General features: G+C 62.8%; 13 protein-coding genes and 1 tRNA gene. 9 read left to right on the top strand and 5 right to left on the bottom strand.

The window, feature by feature from the left end; translation table 11 throughout:
* The first annotated feature begins 35 nt into the window (after positions 1-35).
* The 4 genes from VNH11_04490 (at position 36) to VNH11_04475 (ending at position 3,746) form a co-directional block, all read left to right on the top strand.
* The gene (locus VNH11_04490; protein ID HVA45624.1) at positions 36-443 is read left to right on the top strand and encodes a hypothetical protein; all 408 of its coding nucleotides are present in this window, start codon (positions 36-38) and stop codon (positions 441-443) included.
* Entirely contained in the window at positions 440-1,459 is a 1,020-nt protein-coding gene (gene tsaD, locus VNH11_04485) for a tRNA (adenosine(37)-N6)-threonylcarbamoyltransferase complex transferase subunit TsaD (GenBank protein ID HVA45623.1), read from the top strand. The genes VNH11_04490 and tsaD overlap by 4 nt, the downstream gene beginning before the upstream one ends.
* A 191-nt stretch (positions 1,460-1,650) precedes the next feature.
* Complete coding sequence (locus VNH11_04480) at positions 1,651-2,115, top strand: hypothetical protein (GenBank protein ID HVA45622.1); 465 nt, start codon at positions 1,651-1,653, stop codon at positions 2,113-2,115.
* Between the two features lie 62 nt (positions 2,116-2,177).
* A complete protein-coding gene (locus tag VNH11_04475) occupies positions 2,178-3,746 on the top strand; it encodes a HEAT repeat domain-containing protein (GenBank protein ID HVA45621.1) in 1,569 nt (522 codons plus the stop codon).
* 45 nt (positions 3,747-3,791) lie between these two features.
* Here VNH11_04475 and VNH11_04470 read toward each other — a convergent pair whose 3' ends face one another.
* Positions 3,792-4,229, bottom strand: a complete 438-nt coding sequence (locus tag VNH11_04470; protein HVA45620.1) for a hypothetical protein — start codon at positions 4,227-4,229, stop codon at positions 3,792-3,794.
* Between the two features lie 65 nt (positions 4,230-4,294).
* On the bottom strand, positions 4,295-4,624 hold the full coding sequence (locus VNH11_04465) for a hypothetical protein (GenBank protein ID HVA45619.1): 330 nt from the start codon (positions 4,622-4,624) through the stop codon (positions 4,295-4,297).
* A gap of 263 nt (positions 4,625-4,887) precedes the next feature.
* On the opposite strand from VNH11_04465, the gene VNH11_04460 reads away from it, so the two are divergent.
* Complete coding sequence (locus VNH11_04460) at positions 4,888-6,597, top strand: SMP-30/gluconolactonase/LRE family protein (protein ID HVA45618.1); 1,710 nt, start codon at positions 4,888-4,890, stop codon at positions 6,595-6,597.
* Positions 6,598-6,770: 173 nt separating this feature from the next.
* A complete protein-coding gene (locus tag VNH11_04455; GenBank protein ID HVA45617.1) occupies positions 6,771-7,679 on the top strand; it encodes an SPFH domain-containing protein in 909 nt (302 codons plus the stop codon).
* A 17-nt stretch (positions 7,680-7,696) separates the two neighbouring features.
* Here the strand turns inward: VNH11_04455 and VNH11_04450 are convergent, their stop codons facing one another.
* Positions 7,697-8,323 (bottom strand): RNA polymerase sigma factor, encoded by a 627-nt coding sequence (locus tag VNH11_04450; protein HVA45616.1) that lies wholly within the window; start codon positions 8,321-8,323, stop codon positions 7,697-7,699.
* A gap of 639 nt (positions 8,324-8,962) precedes the next feature.
* Here VNH11_04450 and VNH11_04445 point away from each other — a divergent pair.
* Entirely contained in the window at positions 8,963-9,409 is a 447-nt protein-coding gene (locus tag VNH11_04445; protein HVA45615.1) for an Hsp20/alpha crystallin family protein, read from the top strand.
* A gap of 82 nt (positions 9,410-9,491) precedes the next feature.
* Here VNH11_04445 and VNH11_04440 read toward each other — a convergent pair.
* Positions 9,492-9,565: transfer RNA gene (locus VNH11_04440), tRNA-His, on the bottom strand.
* Between the two features lie 244 nt (positions 9,566-9,809).
* Positions 9,810-10,559, bottom strand: coding sequence for a gamma-glutamyl-gamma-aminobutyrate hydrolase family protein (locus tag VNH11_04435; protein ID HVA45614.1), 750 nt, complete (start codon positions 10,557-10,559; stop codon positions 9,810-9,812).
* Positions 10,560-11,164: 605 nt separating this feature from the next.
* Here VNH11_04435 and VNH11_04430 point away from each other — a divergent pair.
* Positions 11,165-12,298: a 3-oxoacyl-ACP synthase III gene (locus VNH11_04430; protein HVA45613.1), complete on the top strand. Its 1,134-nt coding sequence runs from the start codon at positions 11,165-11,167 to the stop codon at positions 12,296-12,298.
* A gap of 161 nt (positions 12,299-12,459) precedes the next feature.
* On the top strand, positions 12,460-12,759 hold a 300-nt coding region (locus VNH11_04425), incomplete at its 3' end, for a hypothetical protein (GenBank protein ID HVA45612.1).

Raw genomic sequence — 12,759 nt, 5'->3', positions numbered from 1 at the left:
TATTGAGGCACATCTGAAGCAAACGAGTTCGCATTATGACGCCCTCATTTACCGACATCGAGCTGGAATCGTACCTCGACGAGGCTTTGCCCAGCGACCAGATGGCGCGCATCGAAGCGGCCGCGCGCCAAGACACCGAGTTGGCGCGGCGGTTGGCAGCGATCCACGCCCGACGCGACGGCGGCACGCATTCGTTGGGCGACATCTGGCGACGCCACCGGCTGACGTGCCCCACGCGCAACGAACTGGGCAGTTTTCTGTTGGGAGTGCTGGCCAAAGACCACACGGCCTATATCGCGTTTCACCTGGAAGAAGCGGGTTGCCGTTATTGCCAGGCCAACCACGACGACCTCAAGCGGCAACAGGCCGAAGCCGCTGAGGCCGGACATCGCCGGCGCCGCAAGTACTTTGAATCGAGCGCCGGATATCTGCGCCGCGAATGACGCTCGTTCTGACCATCGAAACCACCTGTGATGAAACAGCGGCCGCCGTCGTCAGCGATCGGCTTGACGTGCTCGGCTCGGCCGTGGCATCGCAAGACGCGCTGCACGAGCGGTTTCACGGCGTCGTGCCCGAAATCGCGTCGCGGGCACATGTCGAGCGGATTTTGCCCGTGATCGACGAAGCCCTCAAACGCGCTCAGGTCACGCTGGCCGATATCGGCGCCGTGGCCGTCGCCAACACTCCCGGCCTGGCCGGCTCACTATTGGTGGGCGTGTCGGCTGCCAAAGCGTTGGCCGTCGCGCTCGACATCCCGTTGATCGCCGTCAACCACGTGCAGGCCCACATCTATGCTTGCCGGCTGGCTTATGGCGAGGGCGTTTTTCCTTGCGTGGGGCTGGTGGTCAGCGGCGGGCACACGAACCTGTTCCGTTGCGGTGGCCCGCTGGAGTTCGAAATGCTGGGCGGCACGATCGACGACGCGGCCGGCGAAGCGTTCGACAAGGTGGCCGCCATGCTGGGGCTGGGCTATCCCGGCGGACCCGCCATTCAGCGGGCGGCCGAACGCGGCAATCCGCGGGCCTACACTTTGCCGCGGACCTTTTTGCACGAGCCGGCGAGGCTGGCTTTCAGCTTCAGCGGGCTGAAGACAGCGGTGCGGTATAAGATCGCCGATCAGGGGGCCGAAGTGACGCCGCCCGACGAGCAAACGGCCGCCGATCTGGCCGCCAGCTTTCAAGAGGCGGTGGTCGATGTGCTGGTCGGCAAATCGCTCGACGCCCTGCGGCACACTGGTTGGACGACGCTGTGCGTAGGCGGCGGCGTGGCGGCAAACCGCCTGCTGCGTCAGCGACTCGATCAAGCGGCCGCCGAAAACGGCCTGCGAATCTACTTGGCTCCGCCTGAGCTATGCACCGACAACGCCGTGATGGGGGCCATTGCCATCGAACGTCTCAAGGCGGGCCTGCTGGAACCGCTGGAGCTGGACGCTCAGCCCGGCCTGCTCAGAAGTCGTTAAATCCGCTGGCTCGCTTTGCCGACTTATAACAAGTGAGGGGCGCTCCCTACATACAGAGCCCGTGAGGGACGATTCCTACCTGAGAGCACGCCATGGGAAAGTTGCTCGATTCCTGCCGAGCCCTACATCTCGCCTATTTTTCCCGTCCCTCGGCCGACAGGGTCATCTACCGGGCGATTCGCAAAGCTCCCGTGAAACGGATCTTGGAGTTGGGCATGCATGATGGCCTGCGTACACGGCGAATGCTCGACCTGGTCCGGCGCACGCGCGGCGTCGGGAATCTCTGCTATACCGGCATCGACCTGTTTGAAAGCTCTCCGCGAAGCGACAGCGCCCGGCTTTCGCTGAAACACGCCCACTGCATGCTCCAGCCGACGGGCGTACGCATCCGCCTCGTTCCGGGCGATCCGTTCGCTGCGCTCTCCCGCGCGGCCAACAGCATCGGCGAGTGCGACTTGATCGTCGTTTCGGCCGACCAGGCCGGCGAATCGCTGGAAAGGGCCTGGTTCTACTTTCCGCGGCTGATGCATGCCGCGACCTTGGTCTATGTCGGGCAGCCTGGCGAGGGTCCGGCGACCGTGCGATTCATGCTGTTGGAGCACGATAAAATCCGGCAACAGGCGAACGCCGGCACTCCGCGCCGTACCGCGGCGTGAGGTCTGCCGCCGCCGCTCGCTCTTTGCCCGGTCGCCCGGTATAACCGAGTTACCGGCACCCTATGTCTGATTCTCTGCCCGATTTGCTGCTGCCAGACGTGTTCGCGGCCGCCAGCCAGAGCGATGCTCGATGGTCGGCTTACTGCGACTCGCTGGCCGCTGCGCGCGTCAGTGCGGCCGATCTGCCGGCGACGCTCGGTTTGCTCGCCGATCTGACCAGACGAGATGACCTGGCGACCACGCTCTCAGAACCGCTCGCGGCCGACCGCTTCTGGTCGCCCGTTCTCGAAAAGCTGTGGTGTGGCTTGCCGGCCAAAGCGCTGTCGGAGTCGCTCGACGCGGTCGCCGTGAAGTGCGCCGCCGAGATTTACCGCTATTTGGGCGCCGACAGCCGCGCCAGGCCGCAGCTTTTGCGACTGCTTGCCGGCAGCGGACAGCGGCCCGCGCTGGCGACGTTCGCCGGGCTGGTTGTCAGCGACCCGCCGTCGGAGACGAACGACGTCTTGCTGGCCTTCGTGCCGTTGTTCCAGCACAAAACCTATCCGGCCGACGCGCTCTTTCCGCGTCTGCTCGACGCCATGCACGGCCCGATGCTGGCCACCGTGGTGCTCGATCTGGCCAATTACCTGACGCGCTGCGGCCGCGTAAGCCGGCACCCGGCGGCCGGCCGGGTTGAGCGTCTGAGCGGGCTTTTGGGCGGCATGGTCAATCGGCTGGCGCGGCTGGAAGAGCGGCCCGACGAGTTTGCCCGTTCGCCCGCCGAGTTGAATCAGATCGTCAGCGACAGCACGGGGCTGGTCGTGGCGCTTATGAACGCCTTGGCGATGATCGGCGATCCGCGTGTGGCCGGCAAGTTGCACCAGACGCTCGAGCTCTCGCACCGGCGGGTGCGGACCGAGGCGGCGTCGGCGTTGGCCAGGCTGGGCGACGAGCGCGGCACCGAGGTGCTGGTCGATATGGCGGCCGAGCCGGTGGTGCGGTTGCGGGCACTGGCGACGCTGGAAGAGATCGAGCAGCTCGAGCAGGTGCCGCAGCAATACCGCTCGCCCGAAGCACGGGCCGAGGCCGAGCTGGCCGTGAGGCTGGCACTGCCCACCTATTTCGGCGCTCCGCCGCAACGCATGGAGCTGGTCGACGCCTGCCGTCAACACTGGCCGGGCTATGAACACGAAGTCGATTGCTACCTCTTCCGCTACGAGTATCGCCTGGCGGAGCGGACGCTGCAGGGCATCGGCATCGCGGGTCCGGTGGTCCACGCTTTTCGGGCCGACCTGGGCGACCTGCCGCCGCAAGACATCTACGCCGCCTATGCGGGCTGGATCACCGAGCACGACGAGATTCGCGAACAGGCGGCCGACGCCTTGACCGCCGCGGATTTGGCTGCCTGGCAGCGCCGCCGCGGCGAGCTTGTCGGCATGGACTACGACGATCCGCGGCTCGTCAAGGCGGGCGCCTTCTTCGGCCAGATTCATTACGTGGCCACGGCACGGCGGCAAGGTCAGCCGGGCATACTGGTGGACGATGGCCTTAAGGTCGAGTGGTTTTCCAGCACCGGCGCGGCACGCGCGCTCGGGCCGGAAGAAGCCTATTTGATCGTCAAGGGCCGCAAGCTGTTGCGCGGGTGCTTGTGACGAGCGATTTTCGGCGCGCCTGGAAGGAGTCCCGCCAGCTGCGATCTATTCCGGTAGCGTTTCGTAGGGTTCGGGCAGGGCAATGCGAGAGTACGTCGTCGCCAAATGCTGGGCGAGATGTTCGCGGAACGGTGTCGAAATCGCCGAGTTTCGGTGACCCTGTCGGATTTGTTCTTCGAGAAGCTCGCGCGGAACAGTATGGATGTCGTGCAGGTCGACGATCGATTCTGGGTTACGCTCCGCGGCTGGCAGAAAGTACCACCCAAATACGAGGTGCCGCCGCACCTGATCGCGGATCGTCTGCGCTTTGAGAATGCCTTCGCGCACGAGCCTGACGGTGGCATGAACGACGGCGATCTGCACCTTAGAGGTTTTGGAGTTCGCCAGGTCACACGCCTGCGTGAGCACGATCACGCGTTCATTGGATGATGCGCTGCGTAATTGCAGTTCGCCGCCTTGATCCCTCTCGGCGGTCCAATACACCAGCGGACACACTTCGAGAATGTCGCCTTGGCCAAGCGGCGCTTCGCGTGGACGAGCCTCGTAGATCATGCCATGTCCGCGGTCGGGTCGGGGGTCCGGTGCGAAGTTTGCTGGATGGGAACGAAGCGCGGGGCGGTCCGAGGCAGGTCACAGGGCGGAACGAATTCGAGCGTTTCGAGTGGTGGATCAGGCCGGCGGCCGGCTGGCGAAGCGCGCAGTTCGTTGCGGACGAACGAGACGACAGCCATTTCGATCAGGTGCGGCACATCACTGCCCGTGTCGGACGCCCGCTTTTCCAGGGCCTGCTCGATCTCGCCGGGAATCTCGATGACGTATTTCATGCCAACGTTAGTCTCCCACGGATCGCGTACCGGGTCAATCAGTCTTGCCCGCATGGTCCCGCGTGGCGCGGGCAGATCCGCAGCAGTTCGATTCGCACAACCGGGCCGATGCGGCGCTTTTTCGGCGCCGGCGGCGGAGCCGTGAGATGGCGGATGGACCTGAACCGCACGTCTTCACTGGCGCACGGGTTTTGGTTCTGGAACAGATCAAAGTAGAATGGCTTTTCAGCACCGGCGCCACACGCGCACTCGGGCCGGACGAAGCCGATTCGATCAACCGACGGAACCACATTAATCTACATCGGGTCCCGCCAGAAATGAGAGCCTTCCAGACACTGCTACTCTGTCTCGTCGTTTGCACCGCCGCCCGTGTCCACGCGCAGCCGGCGAAGACGGGCATCGACGACTACGAACCGGGAGCCGATTCAAAGCCTCAACAGGGCGTGCCGAAGGGAAAGACGTTTTCGTTCCGGTTCGAAGAATCGAAGGTTTTTCCCGGCACCAGCCGCAATATCACCGTCTATGTGCCCGCACAGTACCAAGGCGACAAGACCGCCTGCGTGTACGTGGGGCTCGATGCGCTGGGCTTCGGCGTTCCGGTGGTGTTCGACAATCTGATCCACAAAGGCGAGATGCCCGTGACGATTGCCATCGGCGTTTCGTCGGGCACGGTTGCGTCGCGGAACAAGCAGGAGAATCCGCGTTTCGATCGCAGCTTCGAGTTCGACGGTCTGAACGACTCGTTGGCCCGCTTGATCGTCGATGAAGTTTTTCCCGAAGTCGAAAAACGGCAGACGCCGGACGGGCTGCCGATCAGGCTGTCGGCCGATCCCAACGACCGCTGCACGGGCGGCGGCAGCACCGGCGGCATCGCGGCCTTCACGCTCGCCTGGGAGCGGCCGGACCAGTTTCGACGCGTGTTTTCGGCCATCGGCACGTTCGTGGGCATGCGCGGCGGCGACCGCTATCCCGTGCTCGTGCGCAAAACCGAGCCGAAGCCGATTCGCGTCTTCCAGCAGGACGGCGAAAACGACCAGTGGATGGGCGGCCCCGAAGTCGGCGACTGGTGGATGGGCAACATGACGCTCGACCGGGCCTTGGAGTTTTCCGGCTATGAGCACCAGCATGTTTGGGGAACCGGCCCGCACAGCGGCAAGCACGCGACGGCGATCTTTCCCGACGCCATGCGTTTTCTCTGGAAAGATTGGCACAAACCCTTGGCGCCGCAAACGGCCAAGACCCAGAACGTCGTGCTCAAGGCGACGCTCGACCCCAACTCGACTTGGGAGGTCGTCAGCGAGGCCTGCGACGCCTGCAGCCATCTCGCCGCCAATCCACAGGGCCAGGTGTTCTTTCACGACATTGCGGCCGGGCGGACCCGCAAGCTCGATCTTGACGGCAAGATCGCTGACGCCGCGAACGTTCCCGCGGACAAAGCCTTCGCTTTCCAGGCCGACGGTCAAGCGGTGTGCGTCGACGACATCGAGGCGACTTGCCTCACCGCCACGCATCGGGGCGACCTCTACGCCACGGATGGGGCGGCCGGCAACGTGTGGCTGATCAAATCCGACGGCACGAAGACGCTTCTGGATGAAGGCTTGAAGAATCCGACGGGCATCGCTTTGTCGCCGGACGGCCTGTGGTTGGCCGTGATGGAAAGCCGCACTCATTGGGGTTACAGTTACCGCGTGAAGCAAGACGGCACGGTCGAATTGAAACAGCGATTTTACTGGATGCACGTGCCGGACTGGGCCGTCGACAGCGGCGCCGGCAATATGTGCATGGACCGCGACGGGCGTCCCTATGTCGCCACGCACATGGGCGTACAGATTTTCGATCGCAACGGCCGTTCGCGCGGAATTCTGCCGTTGCCCGCCGGCGGCGCGACCAGCGTCTGCTTCGGTGGCAAGCAGTTCGATATGCTGTTCGCCACCGGCGGCGGCAAGCTTTATCGACGGCACATGAAGTCCGTCGGCGCGCCTGCTTTCATCGAACCCATCAAGCTTCCCCCTTGGGGCGGTGGCTAGCCTCCGGCGTGGCCGAAAGGCGCGCGGTTCCGCTCCCAGCGAGCGAGTTGGCACGGACCGGAAGGCGGCAAACGCATGCGGTTTAGATAAAACAACCGCCGCGCGGGCAGGTTTGCTGGCGAATCACCGATTTTCGCCGCGATCGACCAAACTGGCATTGATCGTGCAGGAGAGTGAAAACTTACACTTTTCCCTATACAGCGAGGTCCGCGGTGATCAACTACATTTCCAGTCTGGCGTTCGTCGGTTTGCTAATCATCGGGACTTTGATGGGCCTGCTGATCGCGGCCGAAAGTACGTCGTTGGCAATCGCCTTCGCCGTGCTCTGGCTGCCTCTCGCCGTGATCGCGTCGTCGAGCATTCAGCTCGCCGCGCAATGGGAAAAAGCCATCGTCTTTCGCCTGGGAAAGTATCACGCGGTGCGTGGTCCCGGCCTGTTCTGCATCATTCCGCTGGTCGATCAGGTGCGCAAAGTCGATACCCGTATTCGCGCCAACGACATCCCCACGCAACAGGTGATCACGAAGGACAACGTGCCGGTGCAGATCAACGGAGTGCTCTTTTTCAAGGTCGATAACGTCGCCGACGCCATCATCAAGGTCCAGGACTACCGTTATGCCATCTCGCAGTATGCTCAAACCTCGCTGCGCGACGTGATCGGGCAAATGACGCTCGATCAACTCCTCGTGGAACGGGAGGCCATCGGCAAGGCCATCGAGGCCAACGTCGAAAAAGACATCGAAGGCTGGGGGCTGGAAGTGACGGGCATCCGCATTCAAGACATCGACATGCCCGAAGAGCTGAAGAAGATGATGTCGCGGCAGGCCTCGGCCGAGCGCGAGAAGCGGGCCACGATCACGAAGGCCGAGGGTGATCGCGAAGCGGCCGCGAACCTGGCGCTGGCCGCCAAAACGATGTTTGCCAGCCCCGGCGCGATGCAGCTTCGCACCCTGCAGACGATCGACGGACTTGGACCCACGTCGTCGAACACCGTGGTCTTGGCCGTGCCGATCGACGTGATGGACGCCATCAACGCCTTGGCACGTACCCATGAGCACAACGGCCAGCTTACAACCGCCTGATTTCTCACGCTCGCCGGCTACACCCTCGCATCCCGTTGCCATGCCTCGTTCAGCTTGACCAGCGATTCGTGCATCCGAGACTTGAGCGTACCCAACGGGATGCCGAGTCGCCGCGCGGCGTCGGCATATTTCAGACCCTCGAAATAGACGAGGTTGAGTCCGTCGCGCAGGTGCGGCGGCAATTCCGCGATCGCCTGTCTCAGCCACGCTTGCCGCTCTTGCTGTTCCAGGTGCGCCGTGGGATCGTCGCCGTGTCCGACCAAAAGCTCACTCAATGTAGCATCGTCACCGTGCTCGGCATCGAGACTGGTGGCGGCGTGGCGGCCCGCATGACGAAGTGCGTCGATCGCCAAGTGGGTGGCGATGGTGTAGAACCAGGGCTTGACCCGATGGTCGGGCAAAAAGCGGTCGCTGTGCTGGGCCAGCCGCAAACAGGCCATCTGAAAGACTTCTTCGGCCAGGCTGGCATCGTGCAAATATCGCCACAAGTAATGGAACAACTCCTCCTGGTAACGCCCTACCAATTCACCGAACGCGTCTTGGTCGCGCTGGTCGCGATACCGCAACAGCAACGCTTCGTCGCTCAACGGCGGTGGTTCTGCCGGCAGATCGGAATCGGACGTCGTACTAAGATTTGTGGCCATGGTCGCCTCCTTCGCCAAAGCCGTCGCGATCTCGTCGCCGTAAAGAGCAACTTGCTCAAAGATCGCGGGCACCAGCTTAGGAGGCAGCTTTCGTGCCGGCGTGAGAAAGCGTGTTTCTACGCTCTTTGCTGACAGGCGCCCATCTTAGGGCGGGCTGTCTAGCACGTCCGCGCGCCCGAACGCACGTTCAACTTCCCAGGCGGATGGCCTTCCTAGGCCGTCACCACCCATGCGACGGGCAAGGAAGCCCATCCTCCACGAAAAGCCGCCCTTCTGCGGCCTCAATCCCGAGCCTCGCAAGCGTTGCAAGTCGCCGTTTTTCCCGCTGGCAGGATGCGCCGCCTGGCTGCCTCCCTCGGCAGGCGCCACGTAAAGTCGAAGCTCACATCCCCGCTCGCGAGGCTCCCTTCCGATATCGTTCGTCAGCGAAGATCAGTCTCCTTTGTGCTCGACAGCTTGCCACTTCCTGCCCCCTTCCTGCCTCCTCCCCGCTCCCTATTTTGTACGCCCGCGGCGGCAAGAAGTTTGGAAAAAATCCACAACCGCGTTCGGGCCGGCGGCGTATTAAAAATGGAGGCTGGGCCGCGGTGGCCCGGCCGGTGAGGCTTTGACAAGGTTCAGTTCTTGAGGAGGTGTGTCATGTTTGGAACATTGGTTCCACGTGTCGAACGGCTTCCTCGGCCTCTGGTTCGGTTCGAGAGGGAGATGGAGAACCTGATGGACAGGTTCTTCGCCCCCGAGGAGGGCAGGTGGCTGGTCGGATTCGTTCCGGCAGCCAATCTGGCCGAGACCGAGACGGGGTACGAAGTCGCGCTTGAACTGCCCGGCATGAAACCCGAGGAGTTCAAAGTCGAGTTGAAGAACGGTGAGCTGTGGGTCAGCGGCGAGAAGAAGGAAGAGAAAGAGGAGAAGGGGAAAACCTTCCATCGCATCGAGCGCACCTACGGTGAGTTCCGTCGAGTGATTCCGATCCCCGGCAAAGTGGCTGCGGAGAAGATCGCGGCCGAGTACAAGGAAGGCGTGCTGAGGATCTCGGTGCCCAAGACGGAGGAGCAAAAACCACAGCGAGTGGAAGTGAAATCGTAAGGCAAGGTAGCTTCCCGTGGAACGCGGCTGGGCGGCGAAAGCCGCCCGGCCGCTTTTTTTGCCTCAGCACGAGTTTACAAGGGGTGGCTGATGGGACTTGAACCCACGGCCCCCAGATCCACAATCTGGTGCTCTAACCAACTGAGCTACAGCCACCGTCCATCGGCCATTCATGAGCTTCGCTTTTCTGGCAGGCCGACGCGCAGAAGCAGTTTAACTTATCAGGAAACATCCGCGAGGCAAGCCGGTTTCCAAGTCGTCCCGCTGCGCGGGGAAGTAAAACTTTGCCGGACCCGTTTGCTTGGGCAACGCGCGCAAGAGGAGCACGACGACACAAAGAGCACGAAGGCGGCCTGGGCCTTCGTGTCTTTGTGTCTGGGGGCGGCAAACCCTTGTGGCCTTAAGCCACCAATCGCATGGCGCCGCTGGGTGTACGGATGCCGTCGATGAACTCCTCGAAGATCCGCAGGTCGAGCGCGCTGGCGGAGTCGCTTTCGGGATGGAATTGCGTGCCGATCGCGAACCACTCGCTCTGCGTGCTCTCGATCGCCTCCACCACGCCGTCCGGACATCGCGCCGTTGCCGCGAAGCCCGGAGCCACCTCGTCAATCGCCATGTGGTGCAGGCTGTTGACGCGGATTTCACCCTCGCCATACACCCGCTCCATCAGCGAGCCGGGCACGACTTCCAACGCATGCCGGTGGGCGGCATCCAGGGCGTCGCGGTGCGGCAGGGCTTTCGGCAGGTCTTCGGGGATGTGCAAGAAGAGATTTCCGCCCTCGTGGACGTTGAGCAACTGCATGCCCACGCCGATGCCGAACACCGGCATGCGGCGGTCGGAAACGTGCTTCATCAACCGGCGGTCGAACGTTTCGCGGCGGTTGTCGAGCATCCGCACCGAAGGGTGCAACATGAACCCGTCGCGACGCGGATCGAGATCGCCCCCGCCCACCAACACCACCGCGTCGAGCATGTCGAGAACGCGGTCGACGTCGGCATCTTCGACCAGCGGCGGGATGACGATCGGCAAACCGCCCGCCCGCACCACCGAGTCATAATAGCCCGCGCAGAGATAGCTGAAGGCCGGAGAATCCTTCTTGGCCGGGCGGTAGTCTGCGTTCAATCCGATCAACGGTTTCGACTGCTTCATCTTCCACACTCCTTGGACAGATCCTTGTCCTGATAGAGGAACGGAACGGAACGACTTCGAGGCTCATCGAAGCGCCGTCGAGCGGAGGAGGCATCGCGGCCGACGGATTGCCAGCCGGAAGATTGAGAGACGACGAAGAATTCAGCTTCGCGAGTCATCCTTGACACCACCACGGCGTGAACGCGGCCAGCGGCCACGCTCACGTCCCCATCTTGGGCACTACGCCGGAGCAACCTGGGTTTGAACTTGTAGCCTCGAAATCCCTGAGACAAAAACACTCTGCCCACCCGCTTGCCCACGCGACAAGCGACGGGAGATTTATAAGCCCGTCTCTCAAAAACGCAAGCAATTCGGCTATTTTGTGGGTGTGCCGCGCTGGGACCCCAAGATAATGTGCTAGCAGTGGAGTGATAGCAGTGGGAGGGTCCGGGACTCAGGGTTCAGGGTTCAGGGTTCAGGGTTCAGGGTTCAGATGCCTGACTCATCTCTCATCCCTCATCCCTCATCTCTCATCCTGAACCCTGAACCCTGAACCCTGAATCGCCGCTTTACCACCGCGGTTTGCCGTCTTATGTTGAAGGCATCTTCCAATCTGTGAGCACTCCATGCGCTACCAACGAGTTTGCCTCGAAGCTTTCGGCTACACGCTGCCCGACGAGATCGTTACGTCCGCCGAAATCGAAGAGCGGCTGGCGCCCCTCTATCGCCGGCTGCGGCTGCCCGAGGGCCGGCTGGAATTGATGACCGGCATTCGCGAGCGGCGGTTCTGGCCGCCCGGCACGTTGCCTAGCGATGTCAGCATTCAATCGGCCGAACGGGCCATCGCAGCCGGCGGCATCGACAAGGCCGATATTGGCTGCCTGATTCACGGCTCGGTGTGCCGCGACCACCTGGAGCCGGCGACCGCCTGCCGCGTCCACGATGGCCTTGGTCTCGGCCCCGATTGCACGATTTATGATGCGTCGAACGCCTGCCTGGGCATGCTGAACGGCATGCTTCAAGTGGCCAACATGATCGAGCTGGGCCAGATTCGTGCCGGCCTGGTCGTCGGCACCGAAAGCAGTCGCCCGTTGGTGGAGACCACGATCGACAGGCTGAACCGCGACACGTCGCTCACACGGGAGCAGATGAAGCTGGCCGTGGCCTCGCTCACCATCGGCTCGGCCAGCGCGGCGGTGCTCTTGGTCGATCGCCAGATCAGCCGCACGTACAACCGGCTGACTGCGTCGGTGGTGCGGGCAAACACGCAACACCACGCGCTCTGCCACAGCGGCGGCGACGAATCGGTGGCCGGCGGTATGCAGCCCTGGATGACGACCGACTCCGAGCGATTGCTGCACGCCGGCGTGGCCACCGCCAAAGAGGCCTTCGCCCGATTCACCGATGCGCTGGGTTGCGACGTGGACGATATCGACAAAGTATTCTCCCATCAGGTCGGCGTGGCGCACCGCAGGCGGTTGTTGGAGACGTTGAGACTGCGTCCGCAGGCCGATTTTTCGACCGTCGAGTTTCTGGGCAACACCGGCTCGGCGGCGGTGCCCGTCACGGCGGCCATCGGCATCGAGCAAGGGCACCTCTCGCCCAGTGACCGGGTGGCGATGCTGGGCATCGGCTCGGGCTTGAACGTCATCATGCTCGCTGTCGATTGGCAAACTTGCCCCGTAGGGACGCACCGAGTCCCGGCGCGCCGGGACAAGCGGCTGCCCGCCCTGAAAGCCACCGCTTTTGAAAACACTTGACGTGGGAGATCAGGTGGCGTGCTGCCGATCTACAACACTTGTGGAGAATAGGCGTGGTTCAAAGCAGGGTAACAACCTACGTTGGAGTTGGTATTCTCGAAAAGTGTCTGTTTCCCCCAAACTGGTCCTGAATTCACCCAGTGTTCACGGAGGAAACAGACGTGCAACATTCTACCCAGCCATCGTTCCTTTCCCAGTCCTCGTTTTGCCCTGCCAAGTCGCTGACCTCCCAACAGCGACAGCGCATTGCGGTTGACGCTTTGGCGGGCAGCCAACCCATCACGTCCTTGGCCGGAGATTTCCAGGTCAGCCGCAAATTCGTTTACCGGCAAGCAGACACGGCCCAACGAGCGTTAGACGAAGCGTTTTCTAGCTCGCACGACGAGCCCGCCGATAAGGTGATCTTCCACCTGCCCGTCACAAGGCCCTGGTTGAGGCAGCTCGTTCTGGGCCTGGCCCTG

This window comes from Pirellulales bacterium, from assembly GCA_035533075.1.
GTDB lineage: Bacteria > Planctomycetota > Planctomycetia > Pirellulales > JAICIG01 > DASSFG01.
This window is presented reverse-complemented; position numbering and strand designations above follow the sequence as displayed.

Coding starts and splice junctions, on each gene's coding strand:
- VNH11_04490 (HVA45624.1), top strand. CDS start 36: ATGACGCCCTCATTTACCGACATCGAGCTGGAATCGTACCTCGACGAG.
- tsaD (HVA45623.1), top strand. CDS start 440: ATGACGCTCGTTCTGACCATCGAAACCACCTGTGATGAAACAGCGGCC.
- VNH11_04475 (HVA45621.1), top strand. CDS start 2,178: ATGTCTGATTCTCTGCCCGATTTGCTGCTGCCAGACGTGTTCGCGGCC.
- VNH11_04465 (HVA45619.1), bottom strand. CDS start 4,624: ATGCGGGCAAGACTGATTGACCCGGTACGCGATCCGTGGGAGACTAAC.
- VNH11_04460 (HVA45618.1), top strand. CDS start 4,888: ATGAGAGCCTTCCAGACACTGCTACTCTGTCTCGTCGTTTGCACCGCC.
- VNH11_04450 (HVA45616.1), bottom strand. CDS start 8,323: ATGGCCACAAATCTTAGTACGACGTCCGATTCCGATCTGCCGGCAGAA.
- VNH11_04445 (HVA45615.1), top strand. CDS start 8,963: ATGTTTGGAACATTGGTTCCACGTGTCGAACGGCTTCCTCGGCCTCTG.
- VNH11_04435 (HVA45614.1), bottom strand. CDS start 10,559: ATGAAGCAGTCGAAACCGTTGATCGGATTGAACGCAGACTACCGCCCG.
- VNH11_04430 (HVA45613.1), top strand. CDS start 11,165: ATGCGCTACCAACGAGTTTGCCTCGAAGCTTTCGGCTACACGCTGCCC.